This is a genomic window from Labilibaculum sp. DW002 (assembly GCF_029029525.1).
Taxonomy (GTDB): Bacteria; Bacteroidota; Bacteroidia; order Bacteroidales; family Marinifilaceae; genus Paralabilibaculum; species Paralabilibaculum antarcticum.
This window is the reverse complement of sequence record NZ_JAKJSC010000001.1, coordinates 2386364-2411152: the sequence shown is the minus strand read 5'-3', so window position 1 is coordinate 2411152 and position 24789 is coordinate 2386364. Positions and strand designations below refer to the sequence as shown.

General features: G+C 35.5%; 28 protein-coding genes. 9 read left to right on the top strand and 19 right to left on the bottom strand.

The genetic code is table 11. From position 1 onward, the window contains the following. Positions 1 to 80 precede the first annotated feature (80 nt). From L3049_RS09500 to L3049_RS09470, 7 genes are all read left to right on the top strand, one after another. Positions 81 to 1034 carry a collagen-like domain-containing protein gene (locus L3049_RS09500; RefSeq protein WP_275109568.1) on the top strand — a complete coding sequence of 318 codons (954 nt, stop codon included), beginning with the start codon at positions 81 to 83 and terminating at the stop codon, positions 1032 to 1034. 392 nt (positions 1035 to 1426) lie between these two features. Then, entirely contained in the window at positions 1427 to 2581 is a 1155-nt protein-coding gene (locus tag L3049_RS09495) for a cytochrome c3 family protein (protein WP_275109567.1), read from the top strand. A gap of 61 nt (positions 2582 to 2642) precedes the next feature. Further along, positions 2643 to 5615: a 4Fe-4S dicluster domain-containing protein gene (locus L3049_RS09490; protein ID WP_275109566.1), complete on the top strand. Its 2973-nt coding sequence runs from the start codon at positions 2643 to 2645 to the stop codon at positions 5613 to 5615. A gap of 19 nt (positions 5616 to 5634) precedes the next feature. Continuing rightward, the gene (gene nrfD / locus L3049_RS09485; RefSeq protein WP_275109565.1) at positions 5635 to 7005 is read left to right on the top strand and encodes an NrfD/PsrC family molybdoenzyme membrane anchor subunit; all 1371 of its coding nucleotides are present in this window, start codon (positions 5635 to 5637) and stop codon (positions 7003 to 7005) included. Beyond that, positions 7002 to 7523, top strand: coding sequence for a DUF3341 domain-containing protein (locus tag L3049_RS09480; protein ID WP_275109564.1), 522 nt, complete (start codon positions 7002 to 7004; stop codon positions 7521 to 7523). The genes nrfD and L3049_RS09480 overlap by 4 nt, the downstream gene beginning before the upstream one ends. Before the next feature lie 20 nt (positions 7524 to 7543). Further along, complete coding sequence (locus tag L3049_RS09475; RefSeq protein ID WP_275109563.1) at positions 7544 to 8707, top strand: quinol:cytochrome C oxidoreductase; 1164 nt, start codon at positions 7544 to 7546, stop codon at positions 8705 to 8707. A 25-nt stretch (positions 8708 to 8732) separates the two neighbouring features. Continuing rightward, complete coding sequence (locus L3049_RS09470) at positions 8733 to 9296, top strand: c-type cytochrome (protein WP_275109562.1); 564 nt, start codon at positions 8733 to 8735, stop codon at positions 9294 to 9296. A 70-nt stretch (positions 9297 to 9366) separates the two neighbouring features. Here the strand turns inward: L3049_RS09470 and L3049_RS09465 are convergent, their stop codons facing one another. The 8 genes from L3049_RS09465 to L3049_RS09430 all read right to left on the bottom strand — a co-directional run bounded on the left by L3049_RS09465 (position 9367) and on the right by L3049_RS09430 (position 15354). After that, positions 9367 to 9687, bottom strand: coding sequence for a cation transporter (locus L3049_RS09465; RefSeq protein ID WP_275109561.1), 321 nt, complete (start codon positions 9685 to 9687; stop codon positions 9367 to 9369). Between the two features lie 85 nt (positions 9688 to 9772). Continuing rightward, positions 9773 to 10639, bottom strand: a complete 867-nt coding sequence (locus tag L3049_RS09460; protein ID WP_275109560.1) for a protoheme IX farnesyltransferase — start codon at positions 10637 to 10639, stop codon at positions 9773 to 9775. Positions 10640 to 10664: 25 nt separating this feature from the next. Next, complete coding sequence (coxB, locus tag L3049_RS09455; protein ID WP_275109559.1) at positions 10665 to 11609, bottom strand: cytochrome c oxidase subunit II; 945 nt, start codon at positions 11607 to 11609, stop codon at positions 10665 to 10667. Positions 11610 to 11612: 3 nt separating this feature from the next. Beyond that, positions 11613 to 11900: a cytochrome C oxidase subunit IV family protein gene (locus tag L3049_RS09450; protein ID WP_275109558.1), complete on the bottom strand. Its 288-nt coding sequence runs from the start codon at positions 11898 to 11900 to the stop codon at positions 11613 to 11615. Positions 11901 to 11910: 10 nt separating this feature from the next. Next, complete coding sequence (locus tag L3049_RS09445) at positions 11911 to 12525, bottom strand: cytochrome c oxidase subunit 3 family protein (protein ID WP_275109557.1); 615 nt, start codon at positions 12523 to 12525, stop codon at positions 11911 to 11913. Further along, positions 12518 to 14128 (bottom strand): cytochrome c oxidase subunit I, encoded by a 1611-nt coding sequence (locus L3049_RS09440; RefSeq protein ID WP_275109556.1) that lies wholly within the window; start codon positions 14126 to 14128, stop codon positions 12518 to 12520. Before L3049_RS09440 ends, L3049_RS09445 begins: the two co-directional genes overlap by 8 nt. A gap of 55 nt (positions 14129 to 14183) precedes the next feature. Next, positions 14184 to 14525 (bottom strand): GxxExxY protein, encoded by a 342-nt coding sequence (locus tag L3049_RS09435; protein ID WP_275109555.1) that lies wholly within the window; start codon positions 14523 to 14525, stop codon positions 14184 to 14186. Between the two features lie 46 nt (positions 14526 to 14571). Further along, positions 14572 to 15354, bottom strand: coding sequence for an SCO family protein (locus L3049_RS09430; RefSeq protein ID WP_275109554.1), 783 nt, complete (start codon positions 15352 to 15354; stop codon positions 14572 to 14574). A 216-nt stretch (positions 15355 to 15570) separates the two neighbouring features. Here L3049_RS09430 and L3049_RS09425 point away from each other — a divergent pair, with 216 nt between their 5' ends. Continuing rightward, complete coding sequence (locus tag L3049_RS09425; RefSeq protein WP_275109553.1) at positions 15571 to 16002, top strand: c-type cytochrome; 432 nt, start codon at positions 15571 to 15573, stop codon at positions 16000 to 16002. Positions 16003 to 16040: 38 nt separating this feature from the next. On the opposite strand, the gene L3049_RS09420 is transcribed toward L3049_RS09425, so the two are convergent. After that, positions 16041 to 16304, bottom strand: coding sequence for an SEC-C metal-binding domain-containing protein (locus L3049_RS09420; protein ID WP_275109552.1), 264 nt, complete (start codon positions 16302 to 16304; stop codon positions 16041 to 16043). 384 nt (positions 16305 to 16688) lie between these two features. Here L3049_RS09420 and L3049_RS09415 point away from each other — a divergent pair, with 384 nt between their 5' ends. After that, the gene (locus tag L3049_RS09415) at positions 16689 to 17369 is read left to right on the top strand and encodes a Lipl32 family lipoprotein (protein ID WP_275109551.1); all 681 of its coding nucleotides are present in this window, start codon (positions 16689 to 16691) and stop codon (positions 17367 to 17369) included. 107 nt (positions 17370 to 17476) lie between these two features. Here L3049_RS09415 and L3049_RS09410 read toward each other — a convergent pair whose 3' ends face one another. The 10 genes from L3049_RS09410 to ccoS all read right to left on the bottom strand — a co-directional run bounded on the left by L3049_RS09410 (position 17477) and on the right by ccoS (position 24788). Further along, on the bottom strand, positions 17477 to 18331 hold the full coding sequence (locus L3049_RS09410; RefSeq protein WP_275109550.1) for a SusC/RagA family TonB-linked outer membrane protein: 855 nt from the start codon (positions 18329 to 18331) through the stop codon (positions 17477 to 17479). 84 nt (positions 18332 to 18415) lie between these two features. Continuing rightward, entirely contained in the window at positions 18416 to 19147 is a 732-nt protein-coding gene (locus L3049_RS09405) for a sulfite exporter TauE/SafE family protein (RefSeq protein ID WP_275109549.1), read from the bottom strand. A 56-nt stretch (positions 19148 to 19203) separates the two neighbouring features. Then, positions 19204 to 19539 (bottom strand): GxxExxY protein, encoded by a 336-nt coding sequence (locus L3049_RS09400; RefSeq protein WP_275109548.1) that lies wholly within the window; start codon positions 19537 to 19539, stop codon positions 19204 to 19206. Between the two features lie 88 nt (positions 19540 to 19627). Continuing rightward, entirely contained in the window at positions 19628 to 20074 is a 447-nt protein-coding gene (locus L3049_RS09395) for a FixH family protein (protein WP_275109547.1), read from the bottom strand. Positions 20075 to 20165: 91 nt separating this feature from the next. Beyond that, positions 20166 to 21008 (bottom strand): 4Fe-4S dicluster domain-containing protein, encoded by an 843-nt coding sequence (locus L3049_RS09390; protein ID WP_275109546.1) that lies wholly within the window; start codon positions 21006 to 21008, stop codon positions 20166 to 20168. Between the two features lie 16 nt (positions 21009 to 21024). Then, positions 21025 to 21567, bottom strand: a complete 543-nt coding sequence (locus tag L3049_RS09385; RefSeq protein ID WP_275109545.1) for a 4Fe-4S binding protein — start codon at positions 21565 to 21567, stop codon at positions 21025 to 21027. A 19-nt stretch (positions 21568 to 21586) separates the two neighbouring features. Continuing rightward, positions 21587 to 22153: a cbb3-type cytochrome c oxidase N-terminal domain-containing protein gene (locus L3049_RS09380; RefSeq protein ID WP_275109544.1), complete on the bottom strand. Its 567-nt coding sequence runs from the start codon at positions 22151 to 22153 to the stop codon at positions 21587 to 21589. Positions 22154 to 22176: 23 nt separating this feature from the next. Next, positions 22177 to 22377 (bottom strand): cbb3-type cytochrome oxidase subunit 3, encoded by a 201-nt coding sequence (locus L3049_RS09375; RefSeq protein ID WP_275109543.1) that lies wholly within the window; start codon positions 22375 to 22377, stop codon positions 22177 to 22179. Between the two features lie 63 nt (positions 22378 to 22440). After that, complete coding sequence (ccoN, locus tag L3049_RS09370; RefSeq protein ID WP_275109542.1) at positions 22441 to 24570, bottom strand: cytochrome-c oxidase, cbb3-type subunit I; 2130 nt, start codon at positions 24568 to 24570, stop codon at positions 22441 to 22443. 23 nt (positions 24571 to 24593) lie between these two features. Next, a complete protein-coding gene (gene ccoS, locus L3049_RS09365; protein ID WP_275109541.1) occupies positions 24594 to 24788 on the bottom strand; it encodes a cbb3-type cytochrome oxidase assembly protein CcoS in 195 nt (64 codons plus the stop codon). Between the last annotated feature and the right edge of the window lies 1 nt (position 24789).

Sequence of the window (24789 nt, the reverse complement as noted above, 5' to 3'; positions counted from 1 at the left end):
GTAATTAAATATCAGGAGTTAAAAATCACGCAAGATCTCTTTAATTCCAATTTATTAATCATTTTAAAATTACAAAAAAAATGAAAACTAGTAAACTTTATTTTTTCGTTATCGCTTTTTTAGCGCTTAGTATTTCAATGATTTCGTGTAGTGGTGATGATGGAGAAGCTGGACTTATTGGTCCAAAAGGGGATCAAGGAGAACAGGGAGTAGCCGGACCAGTAGGACCAGCAGGAGATGATGGTAGTCAAATGTATAGTGGAGAAGGTGAACCAGAAGCTACAGTTGGAGTAGTAGGTGACTATTGTCTTGATTTGGCAACGGGAATATTGTATGGCCCTAAGGTAAACAATGACAATTGGACAGATACAGATGAATTTTCTTTGAAAGGTGCCGATGGAAGCAATGGTACGGATGGAGCAAACGGTTCTGATGGATCTACAACTTTATCTGGGATGGGAGTACCTGACAATAGTATAGGTGTTAAAGGAGATTACTATCTAGACAAAGAGAATTCTGTTTTATATGGTCCTAAGGCTGATATTGTATTGGATGGACAGACTTTGTGGGGTGCTGGCTTAGAAATGAAAGGTGCTGATGGAAATGCAAACGTAAAGTCTTATGTATTTAGTATTTATGAGAGCAATTGGATTTTGACAGAGGAGAAGGATGTATTATACATTTACGATGATCGTATTTCTTTATATGATAAAATAACTGATGATATTGTTGAAAGTGGTGTTGTTTTGATTTACCGAATCTCTGCAAATGATCGCGCAATTTTATTGCCAAGTACTAGCAAAACAGCAATGGGTAACCTTTTAACGGAGTCTTTTATAATTGGAGGACAAGAAAAAATATATATGGCTCGTGAGTTATTCACTTTTGCGAATGCAGAAGAGGAGTTAGCAAAAGCTACTTTTGAATACAGAGCAGTTATCATTACTGGCGCGTTAGCTGACGAAGTAATGTCTAAAGCAAATGATCAAATAGGTTTTGAGTCGGTTGCAGTAGAGATGGGATTGGTAAGATAGTTTAGTTAGTATAGCTCAAAAAGGGTATTCTTTAACAGGGATGCCCTTTTTTTTATTTGAAAAATAAAAGTAGAATCGGAAATATTCTGAATTAGACCAAATTTAAGATTTTTTCAAAATCCCTGTATCAATTGAAAATCCTAATAAAAGATAAGCAAGTCTGAATCTATTTCTATTTATATTTGGAATTCGTTATGTGAAAGAATATGAATTATTCGTTTAAATTATTATATTTGGTAGAGAGCGAGGAAGTTACGAAAAAAGTCAGCTCGACTACCTTTACCAGATGATAGATTAGAAGTAGGAAGAGAGGGGAGAAAGGTATCGTATATTGCATTGTATATTCTATTATTGGCTATTATATAACCTTATCTGTACCTAATATCTATTCTATGAATAAATCATACGGATTATTTTATGCCCTGATTATACTTTTTTTGCTTTCTATTCCTGTTAATCTTTCTGCAAGTGAGAAGGATAGTACTCATGTTGGTGATTCAGAAGAATCTCATTTTGATTACTTTCTAAATGCAGAAAAAAGAGGGGAGCGCCTTTTTAAGGGCCTTACCAGAGCTAAATCCGATTTGGCTTCTTGTGTTTCCTGCCACAATATTAATTACTCCGATACATTGAATTGGAATCCATCCGCACATGATATTTCCGCTAGCTATGCGAATAAGTCAATCGCCGATTTCAAATCTGTTTTAATGAGCCCGCTTGGGAAAAAAATGGAGGAGTCGCATGTTGGGTATTCCTTTACCGATGAGGAGTTAGGATATATTAAAACCTACTTAGCCACTTTGGAAGCTGATACTTTGTACGAAACAAAGCCTAAGGTCAACAACATTATTTTATTTTTCTTTTTAGGAGCAATCATAACAATGGCTTTAATTGATTTGTTCTTTACCAAGAAGATTAGGTACAAGTTAATTCCTATTCTGATTTTTATTTTTGCCTTTGGGTATCAAATTCAGATGTTAGCCGAAGGAGCTATGGCTTTGGGTCGTAAACAAAACTACCAGCCAGCACAACCAATAAAATTCTCTCATAAAGTTCATGCTACCGATAATAAAATTGATTGTCGTTATTGCCATACAACGGTTGATGATAGTAAATCTGCAGGTATTCCGCATGTAAATCTTTGTATGAATTGTCACGTGATTGTTCGCGAAGGAACTAACTCGGGAAAATTTGAGATCAATAAAATTCATGCAGCAATTGAGAACAATACATCTGTTGAATGGATCAGAATTCATCAATTGCCAGATCATGTTTATTTCAATCATGCACAACATGCCAATGTTGGAAAAAGAGAATGCCAAGAATGTCATGGAATAGTTGAGGAAATGCATGTAATAAAGCAAGTTGAGGACTTATCTATGGGATGGTGTTTGGATTGTCATGATAAAACCGCTGTTGATTTTCAAGCAAACGGATACTATTCCGAAAGTTTTAAAAAGTTACATGAAGAATTGGCTACTGGAGCTATTGACAGTGTCAGGGTTACTGATATTGGAGGAAGGGAATGTGCCCGTTGCCACTATTAAGCTTTGAAAACAGATTAATGCCCTATTAGATTACTTTGTACCAATTGATAACCTTTTATCTATGAAGAAACATTGGAAAAGCCTTGCCGAACGTAAGAATGGATCGGATAAACCTGTCGAAAAAAGCATACCGAAAGGGAATCTGGAACAAATGCTTGATATATTTGAAAATGGGAATGACAAATCGCAATCTAATCGTCGTGATTTTTTAAAGCTTTGCGGATATAGCTTGGCAATAAGTACAGTTCTTGCTAGTTGCGAGAATTCGGTACAAAAAGCCATTCCCTATTTAATAAAACCAGAAGAAATAACGCCAGGGAAAGCGAATTACTATGCATCATCATATGTGAATGGTAGCGACTATTGTAGCATCTTAATTAAGACAAGAGAAGGTCGTCCGATTAAAATTGAGGGGAACGATTTATCGGGAGTAACACATGGAGGAACTAGCGCGAGAGTACAAGCATCAATCTTGGGTTTGTATGATACTGGAAGATATAAAAATCCGTTAAGCGGAGATAAGAAATTGTCTTGGAATGACTTGGATAAAACGGTTGTCGATCAGTTGAATAAATTGAAAGATAATAAAGAGGAAGTTGTTTTACTCACACCAACAATTTACAGTCCATCTACCAAATCAGTAATAGAAGGTTTTCTAAAAGTTTATCCAAATCTAAAATGGGTACAATACGATAATCGATCAGCTTCAGCTTTACTTAAGGCAAATGAAATGTGTTTTGGGAAAGCAGGAATTTCCGATTACCGTTTCGATAAAGCTGATCTTGTAGTGAGCTTTGATGCTGATTTTCTTGGAAATTGGTTAATGCCGGTAGAACACATTCGTCAGTACGCTAAAAAACGCAAATTAAGCGATGGCAATACAAATATGTCGCGACACATACAGTTCGAGTCGCGAATGTCTTTAACAGGAAGTAATGCCGATTTTAGAATTCCAGTAAAAGCTTCAGAACATGCCTTGCTGATTGCACAATTATACAATGAGGTATTAAAAATAAAAGGGAAAGAAACTTATACTATTGCTACCGCTTCCGCGGATATTGTAGAGTTGGCAAAAGAACTTTGGGGGAATAAAGGAAAATCTCTTGTTGTAGCAGGCGATAATGATTTGAACATTCAACTTGTGATTAATGCACTTAATTACGAGCTAGAAAATTATGGCAATACGCTTCGCACGGATAAGCAAATTTTAACCAAGCAAGCAATTGATTCTGATATGGAAGACTTGCTATCTGAACTAAAATCAGGTAAAGTTAAAGCTTTGTTGTCTTATGGCGTAAATCCTGTTTATGATTATTATAAGGGAGAAGAATTTGGAAAGGCTATTGAAAAAGTACCTTTCTCAATTTCATTGGATTTAGCACCAAATGAAACAAGTGTTTTGTTTAAGAACGTGGCTCCTGACAATCATTTTATAGAGAGTTGGAACGATGTTGAGGCGAAATCGAGTCGCTATAGTTTAATGCAACCAGGTATTCGACCTTTATTCGATACTCGACAGTTTCAATCTACATTATTAGCCTGGTCTGGTTCCGATTTAGATTACTTAAAATTCATAAAGAAATATTGGGAAGAGAATTTTTATGCTCTTCAAAACAAATACCCAAATTTTACGACTTTCTGGAATCATACTTTACAGCAAGGTGTTTTTGAGCCAAGTACAAGCGTGGCTAAAGTTCAGTTTAAAATGCCTGATATCACAAATGTGATGGCAATGGCAGCCCAAAAGGTAGAATCTTCAGGTTTGGATCTTCAAATCTACGAAAGTGTTGCATTAGGCGATGGTCAAATGGCAAATAATCCTTGGCTGCAAGAAATGCCTGATCCTATAAGTAAAATTTGTTGGGATAACTACCTCAATATTTCGCCTAAGCAAGCCAAAGAGATGGAGCTCGAGTTAGGTGATGTAGTTGAGCTAAATAATGGAGAAACATACCCAATATACATATTGCCAGGCCAGGCGTACAATACACTTGCTATTTCATTGGGATATGGTAGAACTGTTTGTGGAGTGGTTGGTAAGAATGTTGGTAAAAATGTTGCAGCATTAGCTAATCTTAAAAAGGAACATCGAAGTGATTTTGTAAGTGGTATTGAAATTAAAAAAACGGAAGAGAAGTATGACTTTGCGATGACTCAGACTCACCATTCCATGGAAGGAAGAGCTATCGTCAGAGAAGCTAATCTTGATGAATACAAAAAAAATCCTAAGGCAGGAAATGACCACAAACATAAATATAAGAATGCTGGCATTTATAAGGAACCCGAATTCCCAAATCATCATTGGGGCCTAGCCATTGACTTAAACGCTTGTATAGGATGTGGTGCTTGTACCATTGCCTGTCAGGCAGAAAATAATGTGCCTATTGTAGGAAAAAAGGAAGTCATTCGTGCACACGAAATGTCATGGATCAGAATCGACCGCTATTTCTCAGGAGATGAAAACAAACCAGGTGTCGTTTTTCAGCCTGTGATGTGTCAACATTGCGACAACGCTCCTTGCGAAAATGTGTGTCCTGTAGCGGCAACCAATCACAGCAGTGAGGGGTTAAATCAAATGATTTATAACAGATGTATTGGAACTCGCTATTGCGGAAACAACTGCCCTTATAAAGTAAGACGCTTTAATTGGTATGATTATACTCAAGCAGATTCAATACCAAACAATCTTCACGATCCGGCTGGCCTGACATCAGATTTGAGCCGTATGGTTCTTAATCCTGATGTAACAATAAGAGCCAAAGGTGTTATTGAAAAATGCTCGATGTGTGTACAACGAATTCAGGAAGGAAAACTGAATGCCAAACTTAAAGGTAGAAAAGTAAAGGATGGGGAAATTAAAACAGCCTGTCAGCAAACTTGTCCTTCTGGTGCTATACTATTTGGAGACTTAAACGATAAATCGAGTGAATTATTCAAAGTCACATCAAGCGGAAGGAATTACCATTTGTTGGAGGAAATTCACACACTTCCATCTGTTAGCTACCTGACAAAAATTAGAAATAAGAAGAGTTAAACCACTATAAAATTGAGTTATGTACGTATCTCCAATTCGAGAACCTCTTATAAAAGGAAACAAAACTTATAGCCAAATCACCAAGGATATTGCAGCTCCAATTGAGGGTAAGCCCGGGAAAGCGTGGTATATGGGTATAAGCTTAAGTTTATCTGCCATGTTTTTAGGCCTTGCCATGATGGGATGGACCATTTGGGAAGGTATTGGAACCTGGGGGCTCAACCGAACCATTGGTTGGGGTTGGGGTATCACTAATTTTGTTTGGTGGGTAGGTATTGGTCACGCAGGAACTTTTATTTCAGCTATCCTCCTACTCTTCCGCCAAAAGTGGAGAACAAGTATCAATCGCTCTGCAGAGGCAATGACCATTTTTGCTGTATTGTGTGCGGGCTTATTCCCTTTAATTCACATGGGGCGACCTCTTTTAGCATTTTTTGTATTCCCTTATCCTAATACCCGCGATTTGTGGGTGAATTTTAATTCTCCTCTTCTTTGGGATGTTTTTGCAATCTCTACCTATCTCTTGGTTTCTCTTCTATTCTGGTATATGGGATTAATTCCTGATATAGGAACCATGAGAGATAGAGTTAAGTCAAAAGCTAAAAAATTCATTTATGGTTTACTTAGTTTTGGTTGGACCGGTTCGGTCAAGCATTGGCAACGTCACGAAAAACTCAGTTTAATATTAGCTGGTTTAGCTGCACCTCTTGTCCTTTCGGTACACAGTATTGTAAGTGCTGACTTTGCAACTTCAATTATTCCTGGTTGGCATACAACAATATTCCCTCCCTATTTTGTTGCAGGAGCCATCTTTTCTGGCTTTGCGATGGTACTGACTCTATTGATTGTTACACGTAAAGTTCTCAATTTGGAGAACTACATCACATTGGCTCATATTGAGTCTATGAATAAGATTATTATTGCCACGGGATCAATTGTAGGTATAGCTTATTTGACCGAATTATTTATCTCTTGGTATTCTGGAGTCGAGTATGAACAATACGCCTTTTTAAATCGAGCGGCAGGACCATATTGGTGGGCTTACGCAATAATGATGACATGTAATGTGATTTCACCTCAACTGCTTTGGTTTAGAAAATTGAGACGAAACCTTGTCTTCACTTTTATACTATCCATATTCATAAATATCGGAATGTGGTTCGAACGATTTGTTATTATCGTAACCTCTTTACATCGTGATTATCTACCTTCAAGTTGGTCTATGTATAAACCAACTCTTGTTGAGGTTGGAATCTTTGTAGGAACACTAGGCTTATTCTTCACTTGTTTCTTATTATTTATTCGTGCATTCCCTGTAATTGCTATTGCCGAGGTTAAAACTGTTGTTAAGAGTTCCGGAGAAAAAGAAATTAAAAACGAAACGCTATGAGAAGATATATTTCAGCCTATTTTACAGATGAGCAGAATCTTCTTCGTGCTACAAAAGATTTAAGAGATCAGGAATTATCCATACAGGATGTATTGACTCCATTTCCAGTTCATGGATTGGATCATGCTTTAGGATACAAGCGCTCAAATTTACCAGCGGTAGCATTTGTTTGTGGGGCGATAGGTTTGGTTTTAGCATTTGGTTTTCAAACCTGGGCTTTTGTGGTTGACTACCCCCTTTTTATTGGAGGTAAACCTCATTTTGCTATTCCGGCATTCATCCCTATCACCTTTGAAGTAACAGTGCTATTTGCTGCTTTTGGAATGGCAACGGCCTTTTTCATTAGTTCGAAATTAGGTCCTGGCGCTAATAATGTCATTCACGATGAAAGAATTACGGATGACCGTTTTGTGATCATAGTTGATTTGGATGAGGATGGGAATCATGAAGCAACAATAAAGAGCATACTTGAAAAGGAAGATGCCAAGAATATACAAGTTAAGGAGATTGAAAAGTAAACCACATAAAGCATATGGTGATGGATAACAATTATACTTTTTCCCGAAAAACAAAAATTACCTTACTCACAGTTGGAGGTGGAGGATTATTCCTGCTCTTGCTTGGGTATTTTATTGAAGCGCCTAATGGGCAGCGGTTTTGGACCAATTTTTTAATCAACAACCTGTTTTTCTTATTTATCGCACTGTTTGGTGGCGTATTTCAGGCTTTGCATAAAATTGCTTATTCGGGATGGCATACAGCATTGCAAAGAATACCAGAAGCTTTAGCGTCTTTTTTGCCAATATCAGCAATTCTAATGTTCTTATTGTATTTCGGAATGCACGATATTTATCATTGGTCGCATGAGGGATTAAACGATCCTATTTTAGAGGCGAAATCTGCTTACCTTAACATTCCATTCTTTTTTATTCGAATGGCGATCTATTTTGGAATATGGATTTGGTTGACACGATTACTGCGCAATAATTCCTTGCAACAAGATTTATCTACTGATATCAAGTATTATAAAAAAGGAAAAGTTCTAGCGGCTTTATTCATGGTATTCTTTGCCATATCAAGTTCTACTATGAGTTGGGATTGGCTAATGTCTATAGATGCACATTGGTACAGTACGCTTTACGGATGGTTCATTTTTATTGGACTTTTTGTAAGTGGAATTGCTACAATTATTCTTTTCATAAGCTTTTTAAAATCGAAGGGTAACTTGGAATTCATAAACAAGGAGCACATTCACGACATGGGAAAGTACCTTTTTGCATTTAGTATTTTCTGGATGTATTTGTGGTTTTCTCAGTATCTGTTAATCTGGTACAGTCATATTCCAGAGGAAACGGCTTACTTTGCTCCACGACTTAACGATCATACCATACTGTTTTTTACGATTCTAGTCCTTAATTTTGTAGTTCCATTTTTAGGATTAATGACTCGGGATTCTAAGCGAAATTTAAAATGGTTGTCGGTTATGGCAGTGGTTGTCTTAATTGGTCAATGGTTGAATTTATATTTATTGGTAATTCCAGGAACAATTGGAAAAACCGCTCAAATAGGAATAACCGAAATAGGATTTATTTGTGTGTTCTTAGCTGGATTTTTGTTTGTGGTATTTAAGTCGATGGCTAAAGTGCCGTTATTAAGTAAAAATGATCCACTATTGGAAGAAAGTTTCCATTACGAAACCTGATTGATGACTAAAAAAGAAATTTGTTATGCGTAAAATCAACTTATATTTTAGTGTTTTATTGGTAGTTATGCTTCTTTTATCTTCTTGTGATAAAGATCGTAATCATCCAGGCTATTCTTATTTTCCAGATATGATGGATTCTAGAGCTTTTGAACCATATTCTCAAAACCCAAATTTTGAAGATGGTTTAAGTGTTCGTTTGCCAGCTGAAGGAACAATTCCTCGTGAGATGATTCCTTATCATTTTGAGAAAACTCCAGAAGAAAGAGTCTGGGCAGGAGAGAATATCGTAAACATGGTAGATATGACAAGTGAAGATGTACAAAGAGGTAAAGAGCTTTTTGAGATTTATTGTATCAATTGTCATGGAGAAATGGGAGATGGACAAGGCTTTTTGTTTACAAGTGGGAAATATCCATATCCTCCAAAGAGTTTAGTAACGGATGTAATGAAACAAACACCAAGAGGAGAGATATTTCACGTTATTACCGTTGGTTTTGGTGTTATGGGAGCCCATGGAGCTCAGATCAAACAAGAAGACAGATGGAAGATTATTGAGTACATCAAAGTTGATCTGCAAGGGAATTAAAATATAAACGATACTGAAAAAAAGCTGATTCTTTTCATAAGAATCAGCTTTTTTCATGTTACTGTTGGTGCTATTTTTCTACATTATAGCCTATGGTTTCAATTTGTTGTGCAATTTCTTCTCGGCTAACTTTATCTTTTTCTACTTTGATAGTTACCTTACTATTTTTGTGAGAAGCTTGTACTTCAACAACACCATCTATTTGTTTCAATCCATTTTTAACGGTGTTTTCGCAGCCACTACAAGTCATTCCAGTTACTGTCAATTCTAGTTCTTGCAATTCCACAACTTGAGTAGTTTCAGCTTTTGATTCACTTTCTGCTTTTTTAGTATTCGATTGGCAAGCGGTAAAAAGAGCTAGTGCAAAAATTATAATAAAAAATCGTTTCATTTTCTTTGGTTTTAGTTGAATTGTAAAGTTAAACGTTTTGTTAGTAAATGTCCAGTAAGCTTTATTTACAATGAATAATCAGATTCTAGACTAATAAACTATCAATACTTATCATGATCATGATAATCAAAAAATAGAGATTCAAGCGTAAAAATAATTTGCGAACCGTTATTCTATCATAATTTTTTAATAGGATAAAACTATTGGGAATGATCCAAAGCGAAATTGCTAATAAAGACCAAATAATAATTTTTGAGGACAGTACATCAAAAACGGGAAGTAGTAAGGCAACCATAATGGTAGCCAACATCCAAATTAATGTGATGTTGTGTATTTGTTTCACGCTAAAGACGTCTGTAAGGACTTTAAAACCTCCTTTTTTGTAATCTTCACCATAGAGAAGTAGAAGAAGCCAAAAATGCGGTATTTGTCCTATAAAAAAGAAAAAGCCTAATGCCAAAATGGGAAAGTCGAACATGTGACCACCAGCAGCAACATAACCAATCACTGGAGGAAAAGCACCACTAAGTGCTCCAGGAACAACTGCAAAAGCAGAATGTTGTTTTAAAGGAGTATAAACCAGATTGTACCAGAAAATTGAAAAGATAGAAATCCATAAACTTTCTGCCGATCCTCCAAGAATCAACAATCCACATCCCGAAAGGAGAAAGAAAACGGCCCATTTTACAGCCTCTGAAATGCTAATTTTTCCAGAAGGAATTGGTCTGAACTTGGTTCTGTTCATCAGTGCATCTTTCTTGTGCTCTTGTATGTGATTTAAGGCAGAAGCTCCTGCGACAATTAAGAAAATACCAATTACAACGTAAAATAAATTCATTGAGAATTCCTGCGAATACAAAAGAAATCCCGTAAGGCAAGAAAAGGCAATAGGAGTAGCTATTTTTGCTTTTCCCAATTCGGCAAGAGTCGATATTTTCGAGGATATACTCATAAGCACATTTCTTTTTTTTGTTAATTTATTCTTTAAGAGTTTTCATGAACTCAATAATTTCACCGATATCTTCTTCAGTAAGATCATTTTTATAGGAAAGCATCAAGCCTTTGTTATAACCGTCTACAATGTCATCATTAGGGTTGTAAATGGAATTGATCACATAAGCACTGTCAACAATTTGCTCTCTGGTTTGTCCTTTAGATTTTACGGTTTCCATTCTACCGTATAGCCCTTTCCAAGTTGGACCAACAATTTTAGACCCATCCAAAGAATGACAGGCTAAACAACCATTTTTCTGTACAATACGTAGTCCTAGGGCTCCGGGTTTATCAGAAATAACAGGAGCCACTGTTGTCGTATCTATATACCACTTATCAAACTCATCTTCTGCCATAACAACAACCGAAGTGGTCATTGAGGAATGAGACAAACCACAATATTCGGTACAGAATAAATCAAAATTACCTTCTCTCCCAGCTATAAACCACATAAATTCCTCTTTCCCGGGAACCAAATCTTGCTTCAACCGGAATGCAGGAATATAAAGACTATGCAACACATCTAAAGCTACTAAATCAAGCTTTACGGCACGATCTTTAGGTACATAGAGTGTATCTGTCCTCTTACCATTTTCATACTCAAATTGCCAATTCCACATACGACCAATACTTTTGATTGTAAAGGCATCGTCAGGAACCTCTTTCATAGGTTTATATCCCATCCAGCCGTAATAAAACATGACCATTACCAGAACGGTTGGTATAAGCGTCCAAATAATCTCAAGCATATTATTACCATGAATTTGCTTTGCTTTCGGATGCTTCGATTTTCTATATCGGAAAACGAAATAAATCATAGTCGCAGTAATTCCAACTAGAAAAAATGAAATTATTCCAAATATGACCATAAAGGAAGTATCTACTCCTTGAACAAAATTGGATGCGTCAGCCATTTCTTTTGAAAACATAAGCTATCGGTATAAGTAGTCTAAAAATGTAACGATAATAACACAAGCCAGCAGAATGAATACACTAGCTACCATGATGCCGTAAAATTTCTTGTCGAATTTTAAATGCATAAAAATGAGTAGTACCAATATGGATTTTATACTCGCAAGTAGTAAAGCTGCCGAAACAGTATAAGGTCCTAACTCAATTCCTGTAACTGCTACAGAAAGGAATGTCATAAAAAGTAGAGCAATTAATACATAGATATATGTACTATACTTTACGATGTGTGTATGTGCTTCTTTTTCCATAGTTGTACAATTAGGTGATTAGATAAAATAATGGGAATAAGAATATCCAAATCAAATCGACTAAATGCCAATACAGGGCACTATTTTCGAGTATCACATAATCATCATGCTTAACATCATCGGTTTTAACTAACCACATGACATAAGCAATAAAACCAACACCAATTACAATATGCAAGGCATGTAGTCCTGTCATAGCATAATACAAACCAAAAAATAAGATTTCGCCCTGGCTGCTTTGATGCAGTATTTCACTCCCTGGAAATATGCCATGAGAGATTTTTCCTGTCCACTCAAAATACTTATTCACCATGAAAATGATTGCCAAAAGAATGGTAACTCCCATTAATATCAAAGTGAGTTTTTTATTCTTCAGCTGTATAGAAGTAATTGCCATCGCAATTGTCATACTACTAACCAAGAGAATAACTGTATTCACAGTTCCAACGACAACATCCAGCTCTTCTGCAGCCAAATGAAATGCCATTGGATTTAAATAACGGTATACCGAATAGACTATGAAAAGACCACCAAAAAGCAGGAGTTCTGTGAAGATAAATATCCACATACCTGTTTTGGCTCCTTCATCGTCTCTATGTTCGTCAATATGGGCGTGATTATTCATATTTATAAGGATGATCGGTTACAGTAGGAATCTCATCAAAATTTTCTAAGCTTGGTGGACTGGCTACAGTCCACTCGAGAGTTTTACCTTTCCAAGGATCTTTTACAGCAGGAGCTCCATAACGAGCTGATCGAACTAAATTGGTAATGATAACAATCAACCCTACTATCATTAAAATGGCGCCAAGAGAAGAAATAATATTAGGCCCATGGAACTTATCCACATAATCGTAATAACGACGTGGCATACCAGTCATTCCCAAGTAAAACATAGGAAGATAAAGCGTATTGAAACCTGTAAAGAACATAGCTAAGCCAATATTCGCCCACGATTTATCATACATTCGACCAAACATTTTTGGATACCAATAGTGCAATGCACCAAAGAAAGCATACCCCGTACCTCCAAACACAATATAATGGAAATGAGCCACAACAAAAGCCGTATCATGCAAATGTACATTAGCCGAAAGTGCTCCTAAAACCATCCCCGATAAGCCACCAATCATAAAAACAAATAGAAAACAAAGTGCCCATAAGAAGGGTGTTTGTAAATCAATAGACGCTTTATGAAGCGTGGCTACCCAATTGAATATTTTTATGGCTGATGGAATTGCAACCAGAAAAGTCAGTATGGAAAATGTATAAAGAGCTACTCCACTCATACCGGAAGTAAACATATGGTGTCCCCAAACAAAATAACCAACGAATGCAATGGCTAATGTGGATACTACAATAGCTGTATAGCCAAAGATTGTTTTCCTTGCGAAAGTTGGAATTATTTCAGAAATGACTCCCATTGCAGGAAGAATCATGATATACACTGCTGGATGAGAATAAATCCAGAACAGATGTTGATATAAAATAGGATCGCCTCCTAAAGCAGGGTCAAAAAAGCCAATTTGAAGCGTTCTTTCCAAAACGACCATCAGCAAAGTAACACCTACGATAGGTGTTGCTAAAACCTGTATCCAGGAGGTTCCATATAAAGCCCAGGGGAAGAGCGGCATTTTCATCCAATTCATTCCAGGTGCACGCATGCGATGCATTGTCACAATAAAGTTAATACCCGTGACGATTGATGAAAAGCCAAGAATAAAAGCTCCTAAGACGGCTGGTAACATATTAGTCCCCGTTTTAAAACTGTAGGGAGCATAAAATGTCCAACCTGTATCAGGTGCTCCATCGCCCATAAATTGTGCTGACAGTGCAATAAAAGCTCCAATAATATAGATCCACCACGAAACAAGGTTTAACTTTGGGAAAGCTACATCTTTAGCCCCAATCATAATAGGTAAAAAGAAATTACCGAATACAGCCGGCAAACCTGGTACAACAATCAAAAAAATCATTGTAATACCATGAAGTGTAAAGAAACTATTATAGGTTTGAGCTCCCATAATGGTTTTCCCTGGAGCTATAAGCTCCAATTTCATTAACAATCCTAGTATGGCTGCAACTGAGAAGAAGACAAGCATACTATACAAATATAGTAATCCAATACGTTTGTGATCGGTAGAAAATATCCATGCAAATATGCCTTTGTACTTCCCTTTGTATTCAAGGTAGTTAGGCTCATGGTTTTGAATTACAGTTTCAGACATATAATTAGTGTTACGATTGATATTTTATTTATAACCACAGATTACACAGATATTTTTAAAAGGTAAATGGTTTGTATTGTAAACTATTGGTGCCAAAATTTATTAATGATCCAACTTTCTTTTTTGTAGCCTTCAAATAATTTAAGATATGAGCAGCATGAATCTCATCAAAACATAGAAAATCGGCCATATAGTTCTTGTGCAATAATTTTTCTTTGTAGTTAATGTCTATTTTGGACTCTCTTTGGAAAGCAATAGAATTTACTTCGAATTCATATTCAAGTGCCTCTTGATACACGGCTTCATGAAAACCACATCCTAGTTCAGAATGAACTGCCATACAAGATCCAATGATCTTAAAACACTCATTTTTATATAGGAAATTGTTTTTGTTCATATTTTATACTTACCGATTTGTGCTAATCTGTGAGATTTGTGGTTGTTTATTGTGATTTCTTTTTAGGCTTTTTAAGCATTAGCAATAGGAATACAATTAATCCCATAACCAGGATAATTGTTCCCGTTACTTTTGTAATGTTTAAAACGTAGGCTTGCCCTACAGGATCGTAGGAATAGCAATATTGTAGTAGCTTGTTGATCGTTGGTCCGGCTTGCCCTTTCGAAGCTTCCATTATGGCTAACTTAAATTCGAAAGGAAGAAAATAAGTCCCATTTAGGTAACGGGTAATTTTCCCTTCTGGACTCACGATAATAACCGTAGCCGCATGCGTATACTCATTCCCAACTTTTTTATACCTGAAGCCTGTTGCTTGCGTTGCACGAGCAATATTTAGGCTATCAGCAGAAAAAAACTTCCACCCATCTTGGGTGTTTTTGCCTTGAATAAGAGATTGGTAATTCTTTTTTTTCTTAACGCCTAAATCATAAGTTTCTGTAGGATCGAAACTAATTGTGATTACTTGGTAATCTTCAGATAGATTTAGATCACTTTTTTGAACAACATCAGCTAAACCATCCATTAATGGGCTGCAAATTCCTGGACATCGATAGTAGACAAAAATAATAGCCGTTGGCTTGTCAATTTGATCTTTTAAAAAAACCAATTCGCCTTTTTCATTTGTTAGTTGAATGTTTTCAGGAATTGTATCATCCAATCGTTCTATTATTCCAACTTCAAAATCGGAATATAGATCTTTATCGTCTTGTCCGAACGAAATACTAGCTTTAAAGATGATAACTAGACAAACAATAAGTTTTAATTTCATAAGTGGTCCTCCATAGTTTTTAGGGTTAAGGAGAGAAATGGGGCAATAAACTGGGATAAACATCACTCTGTTCTATATAAATATATAAAAATAAATGATTGGTTCTTATGGTTAATTAGCTTTTTTTGCGATAGTTAGCTATTTAGACTGCAGAATTATTTTGAAAATGTGGACTGGGTTTACTATTTTTACTGGATCTAAAAAAGGATAGCACACATGAGAGAGTTGAACGTAATATTTTTCTTTTTTTTAATTTTCTTATTCGCATGTAGCGGATCTGATAAAAAAAAATCGAACAAAGAAAATTTGGGAGTTGAAATAACTGCTTCGGATATGGAAAAAGGAGGGCAGTTGTATCGAGCTAAGTGCATGAATTGCCATCTGAAAACAGGAAAAGGAATACCAAAAGTATTTCCTCCTTTAGCAAATTCAGATTACTTGAGAAAGAATACTGATGAGGCTATAAAAATGGTAAAATTTGGAAGTAACAAGCCGATTAAAGTGAATGGAATTAAATACAATAGTTTAATGCCTGCTTCCGGTTTAACCGATAAGGAATTGGTCTTGGTTTTTAATTATATTCTAAATTCGTGGGAGAATAATTACGGACAAGTAAGCCTAGAAGAGGTTGCAGCAATTAAGAGGTAAAAAAAGCTTTTGATCTAATCAAAAGCTTTAAGTTAATATTAAAATACATTGGATTTTACTTTGTAATATTCTTTGCGAAGTTTTTTTACGCTTAAAACTTTGATCGTTTCTTCTCCTGTTGTTTCACTTATTTTCTTAACGGCAACCTTGCTTTTTTTCTGATGATCGGGGTAGTGACAGGATTTGTACTTCTTTCCACTCTCACAATAGCATTTCTCGTTACGCTCAATTCTTACATAGTAAAATTCTTCTTCATCATTTGTATTGAAGAAGCTTAAAAGACTGTTAAGTGTTTTCTTCATAGTGTTGAATATCTAAAAGTTAAACTTTGGGAACCTTTAATTTACAAGATATTCTGAATGGAAACAATTAAAATAAGTACAGGTGTTAATTATCCAATAGTAATAGAACGTTTATTTACAAAACTTATATTTGATTTTTATGTTCGGTTAGGTTATATTTAATCCAAAATATTGTTGATTTTTTGTTAGGATAAAAATAACAATAAGTTAAGTTGATAATTTCTTGAGGCTGTACGATTGGCGTGCAAGTGCTTGTATTAAAATGAGTTGGGCTATTATTATGATTTCACGTCTAGTTGGTAATAATTAATTATTGATATTTAGTTTTGTCAGTTCAATTAAATAGCATAAATTTGATTTTGTTAATAAATAAAACAAAAGAAAATGAAAAGATTAATTGTGATTTTGGCATTAGCCTTAGCCGTTGTAGCTCCTTCGCAAGCTCAAAAACTAGGTAAATTCGGTGGTTTAACTGAAAAGAAAATTGGACCTAAAACGATTAAAGTACCTTACACAGATGTTGTTTCTTATATGGGATATGCAGCTAAGGATACACAAGATGAGGTAATTGATGGAAAGAAATTTTATTTTATTTATTTATGGGTACCAGCGGTAGCTCCTGAATTAGGTGTTCGAATGATGTCTCCAGTAGGAAAAACTAAAGTTAAGGGTGCAATTCAGTCAGAGGATTATACTGCAAATGCCGATTCAAAAGATTATTTTGATACTTACATTACTTTGGAACGTTCTGATATTGTTAGTGCTGACAAGATTTCTGTTGATGGGGTAAATAGTGCTAAATGGTTTTCATTAGCTAAAAATGATGATAGTAGTGAAATGCCTAAAACTCCTCGAGGATCAAAATACAATTCTTTACTACGTTATAAAAGTGTAGCTGGTGATCCACTTAAAGCATTAACAGTTGGATTGTATAGAATTGGTTTTACTACTTACAAAAAAGGTGAAGTCAAAGGTTCTTTTTTAGCACAAGTTGGAGCTCCAGTAAAAATTCCTGGAATTGTAATGGCTAAAACCATTGAAGAATTGAAAGCTCAAATTAAATAATTATCCTTTAAAATCGTATTCGATTTTTTACAACAATTTAAGAGGCTATATCCTAGGTAGATATTGCCTCTTTTTTTATTGATAGAATTGTCAAAAGTTAGTTTGTATTATTTTTTAGTAGTAATAATCACACATCCATTTGCAGCATTCGCACCATAAAAAGTAGATACTTTACCTTTTTCAGTAATGATTTTAATATCCTTAATTTCAGAAAGTTCATATTTGTTAAGCCCTTTCATATAGCATGGTATCGTGTCAATAATTAATTGAGGAAACTTAGTATGGCTTGTGTTCTCAGTTATACCTAATTCCAATTGCATTCTTTTTTTTACTTCCTGATATAAGGAGGATTCTTTTGATCCTTCTGGTAAATAGCAATCAATTTGCCCTGAGGATAAACCATAACCTCCAGGAGGGAGTGTTTCAATAAATTCGTTGAAATGTTTATTTCTATTTAGAATTGAGTTAGCTAAACGTTCAATTTTTGCAACTTTAAATCTATTTCCACCCTCACTCAATCGCGGACTCCAATAGGTATAAGTGCGATATTTTTCAGGAGTTGAAACCTCGATGTGAATATAGCTGCCATCAATTCCCCAAGTGTTGTCAGCCGGAAGCGTTGTGATATCATAAGCAAGGAGAGTATCCAGTAATTGCTTGGAAATTTCTGATTTGAAATCTACTTTATTAATTATTGGATCTTGCCACATAGTCCATTGAGTTAAGTTTGCCTTAACACCATTTTGTTGTGTTACTTCAATGGTTCCCTTACCACTCCATATTCGAAGTCTTAATGAATCGGTACTATTTCTTAAATCTTCTAGTCCAAATTTAGTAATGTATTCCGGCATTTTATCATAGAAAAATTGATCTAGCTTATTATCAGAAACTTCAATTGTTTTTTGACTGTATGCATTAAAATAGCATAATAGGAATAGGAAGAGAGTAATTGTTTTATTCATAGCTTAATTGTTTTTAGAGTGAATAAAAATTATTGTTTTGATAAACAATAATCAGGCCAAAAATAAGTAAGCTCGATAATGATTTTAATGACAGCAATCTGGTTTTGGTTTCGTTACATCCACTTGTTCTGTAGGAACAGTCATTGCTTTTTCAGGAGGACTTAAAAATGGAATCCCTAAACTCAAACCGCGAAGTACGAATAGAATACCAATAAAAACAATTGCGTATGGAATCAAACGGGTTATTTTTTTTCTCAATTCAAGTGTAATTAGGTTACCTATTAATGAAATGGCCAACATCATTGGAAGTGTTCCTAAACCAAAAATAAACATGAATAGTCCACCTCCAACAGATGATCCTGTAGCAATTGCAGCTGCAATAGCAACGTAAACCAATCCGCATGGGAGTAATCCATTTAATAATCCGATGAGAAAAAGAGAACCATAACTGCGTTGCGTAAATAATTTACCTAGTGATAATTTTACTTTACCTACGAAAGAGAAGATTCCTTTTTCTGCATTAAAACGATTCTTATAAAGTGAGGGAGTAACAACAGATAAAATCATGATAGCTCCCATAATAACAGATACCCATTGCTGAAAGCCACTCATAACTAGTCCGCGACCAAGTAAACCAAAAACAATACCCATAAGTGCATAGGTTATTGCACGGCCAATGTTATATATTAGTCCGCCGGTTATTCGAGCTAACCAGGAGCTTGTTTTTAAAGGGATTGCTAGAGCTATTGGCCCGCACATGCCAACACAGTGAAAACTGCCAATTAGACCTAATGTTAATGCTGATAAGTATACCATGTTTCTTGAATTTAACCACTAAGTGCACAAAGTTAATTCACAAAGTGTACAAAGTTTTAAAAGATTACTCTTTTGATACCGTATTTTAATGATTTAACATTGAAGTTAACCAACAACCCAAGTTTACACTTTGAAAGTTTCATATAGGTTAAGATCTGTGCTAAATGGGTGTCGTTTAAGGTTCCAATTGCTTTAATTTCTATAATAATTGATTTTTCTACCAGTAAGTTTATTCTATAACCACTTTCCAAATTAACCTCATTGTAAACTAGTGGTAGTGTTTTTTGTTTTTCTACTTTGAGTCCAGCTTGACACAGCTCAAAGTACAAACATTCTTCGTATGCATTTTCAAGAAGTCCAGGACCAAGCGCTGTGTGAACTATAAAAAACAATCAAGAACCTTTTTATAAATCGCTTCTATATTTATTTTGGAGGTACTTTGTGCCATACTTAGAGTTCTTAGTGGTTAAAATAAAGGTTTTATTTACTTAAATAAATTCCTTCCTCCATATAGTAACCAATTTGTTGATGTACCCAATCTATTTGGACTGTGTATTTTCCCTTAAGTAATTGGTCTGATTCGATTTCTTGATAACCATTAGTATCCAATTGGATTGTGTATTTTAAATCAGATTCATAGTCAGCAGGGCGATAAAGTATGATTTCACCACTTACATCAGAATGCATATTTTTTGGAAATTGAAATTGTAATTTCCCTTTCTTTTGAGAGATCTGAATTGACTCATTTAAATTTTTAGCTTTTTCTAATTTGTCAATTTGTTTCTGGTATTCTACTTCTTTAGGATAATAATCTTTTGATACCAGATTTATCTTTTGTGTAGTACTAAACCCAACAAATGCGAGAACCCCAATTACATATATTGATGCTCCTATCCCTAATTTTGTCCCCCAACTCATTTTTTTCATACTTGAAATATCTATTATTTATTAGCAATAATGAGTAGTTTGTTTTTTATTAACTGTTTACTGATCATTGTTAATTGATAACTGTAATTTTTTAATTTGGCCCTACAAATGTTAGTTCCACTTCTTCAATTAATCGTGTGTCAGCATAAACTCCAATCGTAATTGGAATGTTATCGCTTGTAATTTCTTTTTGTGGTAAAATAGCAAAGAAAACACCTTCTTTTATCGCACTAGCTTCCGCATTAAATGCTTCTCCAATAACTTTAATGCTTCCTTCATGATTCATTATTTTAAAATTAATCGGAGTTGCAGCATTGGTTTTATTAACGATTTTGAAGCTGTACATATTACTGATGCTATCATTTTTTTGAGCTTGATACATTAAACCAGGTGTTCTCAAGATGATGGCTTCTAAATCGGTTCTTGATGAAAATAGCATCGCAACAACTGCTAATAAAATGCATAAAACAACTGTGTAAGCAATTTTACGGACTGGCCACTTCTGTTTGATACCTTCTGCAATATTTTTTTCCGAATCGAATCGTATCAACCCCTTAGGTTTTCCTTGCCATGCCATTACCGAATTACAAGCATCTATACAAGCTGTACAATTAATACATTCAAGCTGGGTACCGTCACGAACATCTATCCCTGTAGGGCAAACATCAACACAATCGTAACAATCGATACAATCCCCTTTATTATCAGCTTCTCTATCTTCACCTGCCTCCAGTGGTGCTCTTTCTTCTCCTCTTTTATAATCGTAAGCAACTACAATCGTATTTGAATCAAGCAAAACTCCTTGCAAACGACCATATGGACAAATCATAGCACAAACTTGCTCTCTCAAACGTGAGAAAACAAAATACATCACCGTTGAAAATAGAACAGCAACTGTAAATCCAACACTATGCTCTGAAATTGGAGCTTTCATTATTTCTAATAATTGATCAATTCCAATAATGTAGGATAGAAAAGCATTGGTAATTGAAAAGCAAATGGCGTAAAACAGAATTAATTTTAGTGTTTTTCTTCCAGAACTTCTCAAAGTTCATCGATTGAGCCTTCAATTTTCGTTGCTCTTGCGGTGTTCCTTCAATCAAATATTCTATTCTTCGAAAAATAAACTCCAAAAACACCGTTTGCGGACATGCCCAACCACACCAGATACGGCCATAACTTACCGTAAACAGGACGATAAACACAAAAAGTGTAATCATTGAAAATAGAAAAATATGGAAATCTTGTGGCCAAAAATAAACACCAAATAAGATGAACTTTCGTTCAAGAATATTAAAAAGTAAAAATGGCTCTCCATTCAACTTGATAAATGGAATTGTAAAAAGTAAAGTTAATAGGGTATAGCTAACTACATTTCTATAATTGTATAGTTTACCTTTAGGTTGTTGGGCATACACCCACCTTCTTTTTCCTGATTCATTTAGTGTTGCTAACTGGTCACGATAACCAGTGTATGGATTTTTAGGAGCCATGTTTTATTTTTAGATTTAATTATTCAATAAGTTCGCCTTGTGCTTCACGAGCATTAGGAGGATTCGTTCCTTGCAGACTCATTGTATAACTTGAAACCTGTAGCATTTGCTCAGGAGACAATTGATTCTGCCAAGCTAACATACCTTTTAAAGGTTTACCAACTTTTATAATCTTGTAAACATCTTCAAGGCTACCACCATTCAACCAGTAATCATCAGTCAGGTTTGGCCCAATCGCATTTCCTTCTCCAAGAAGAGCGTGACATGCCACACAGTTTTTATCGTAAAGAGCTTTACCAGCTTCTAAATCTTTAGCACCTTTCATTAAAACAAGAGAACTCTCGTCAAATGTTGGTTTTGGTTTATTAGCCTCTGCAAGTGCCATTTCCTTTTCGTATTCAGCAATCTGAAGATCGTCGCCAAACACATGATAACGGAACATGTATACAGCTGAAAACACAATGGTTACATAAAATAAATAACGCCACCAAGTTGGCATTGGGTTATTCAACTCCTGAATCCCATCGTAATCATGATCACTGATTAGGTGCGCATTTTCTTCAAGAAACTTATCTTTTTTTTCCATTTTATCGTGATTTAGGGGCATTTTTATTCGTTGGCTTCCGAAGATGATGTGGTTCCATCATCGTCAAGAGCATAACTTTCCATATCGTGGAAATAGCTTTTATTGCTTTTCTTAAATGTCCACCATATCATCCCCATAAAAAAGCTAAAGAAGATGATTAGTGAGATGCTTGGGAAAAGACCAACATCTGATATACTTTGTAAATAATGACTTACTAGTTTCATGTATTTCTTATTTAGCTATGAGAGAGAAGTGATTTTTTCACTTTTCTCTCATTTGCTCAATTTTTATTCTTTTACTGAGATATCGCGACCTAATCGTTGTAGGTAAGCAATAACTGCAATAATCTCTTTTTCACTTGCAACCTCAACGCCATTCTTCTTAAGGTCGGCAGCAATTTCATCAGCTTGTTTCTTCAAATCATCGTTGGCAATTTGATCATATCCTTCTGGATAAGGAACACCTAAGCTTGTCATGGCTCTAATTTTTGCTCCTGTATTAGAAGTTTTCAACTGATCTTTTATCAGCCAAGGATAAGCTGGCATAATTGACTGTTTGTTCATCTTTTGTGGATCAAGCAAGTGGTTAAAATGCCAAACATTCGTTTTGTACATTTTACCCCCAGGCACACCTGAACGAGCCAAATCCGGGCCTGTTCGTTTCGATCCCCATAAGTGTGGGTGATTGTAAACGAGTTCACCCGCTTTAGAATAATCTCCGTAACGCTCTGTTTCCGATCTAAATGGTCGAATCATTTGCGTATGACAAGTATTACATCCTTCCCGGATATAAATATCACGACCTTCTAATTCCAGAGGCGTATATGGTTTCACACTTTCGATAGTTGGAATATTTGATTTAACCAAATACGTTGGAATTACCTCGAAAGCACCACCAATTAAGATAGCCACTGTTGCTAAAACCATAAATTGTACCGGACGACGCTCTAACCAACGGTGCCATCCTTCACCTTTAGCTCTCTTTGGCGAAGTAACCAAAGCCGGAGCTGAAGCTTCTTCGTTATCGGCACATTTACCTGAAGCAGCTGTTTTAAGAAGATTATAAACCATTAAGAATAATCCCACAAAGTAGAATACACCACCAAGAACTCTCACATGATACATTGGTAAAATCTGAGTGATCGTCTCAAGAAAGTTAGGGTAAGCTAACAGGCCATCCGGCGTAAATTCTTTCCACATTAGAGTTTGTACAATGGCACCCCAATACAATGGTAAGGCATAAAAAATGATACCTAAAGTTCCAATCCAGAAGTGTGCATTTGCCAATTTCTCTGAATACAACTTCGTTTTCCACATTTTAGGGAAAAGGTAATACAACATACCAAAGGTTAAGAAACCATTCCAACCCATCGCTCCAATATGTACGTGAGCAATATTCCAGTCTGTATAGTGAGTTAATGAGTTAACCCATTTAAGTGACATCATAGGTCCTTCAAAAGTTGACATACCATAACAAGTTACTGCCACAACCATAAATTTAAGTGTTGCACTGTCACGAACTTTATCCCAAGCACCTCTAAGTGTTAACAGACCATTGAACATACCACCCCAAGATGGCGCAATAAGCATAATAGAGAATACAACACCTAATGATTGTGCCCAATCTGGTAAAGCTGTATATAACAGGTGATGAGGACCAGCCCAAATATAAAGGAATACTAATGCCCAGAAGTGAATAATCGATAGTCGGTACGAATACACAGGACGATTAGCAGCCTTAGGCAAGAAATAATACATCAAACCTAAATAAGGAGTTGTTAAGAAAAACGCTACAGCATTATGACCGTACCACCATTGAACCAAGGCATCTTGAACACCAGCGTAAACCGGGTAAGATTGTAACCAGCTATATGGAATCTCAATTGAGTTACCAATATGAAGAACAGCAACTGTTACAAACGTAGCAATATAGAACCAAATAGCGACATATAAATGATCTGCTCTTCTTTTCAAGATTGTCCCAAACATATTCCATCCAAAAACAACCCAGATGATTGTAATTGCAATATCAATAGGCCACTCAAGCTCAGCATATTCTTTACTTGTTGTAATTCCCAAAACAAAGGTCACGGCAGCAGATACAATAATTGCTTGCCATCCCCAAAAGTGTACCCAACTTAATTTATCGCTAAACATACGAGCCTTTAAAAGACGCTGAAGCGAATAATATACTGCTGTAAAAATACCATTACCAACAAAGGCAAAGATCACCGCATTCGTATGAATCGGCCTAATTCTACCAAATGTAGTATAAGCCAAATTGAAATTAAAAACGGGGAACGCCAATTGTAAAGCAGCCAAAAGACCGACCAACATTCCGACTACACCCCACAATATGGTAGCGTAAGCAAAATATTTTACGATTTTATTGTCGTAAGAAAAATGTTGTGTTTCCATTAAATAAAGATTTATGGTTCTTCTTAGTTGTTTTTTTCTTCTTTAGTTTTTTCTAATTCTTCCTTTTGTTCTTCTTTTTCCATATCGTCAAATAAAATCCTGACCGATGGTGAATAAGTATCTTCGTACTGTCCTTTCTTAACGGCCCATAAGAAACCAATTAAGAAGCCTCCGGCCACTACCATACTCACCGCTATTAAAACAAATATTACGCTCATT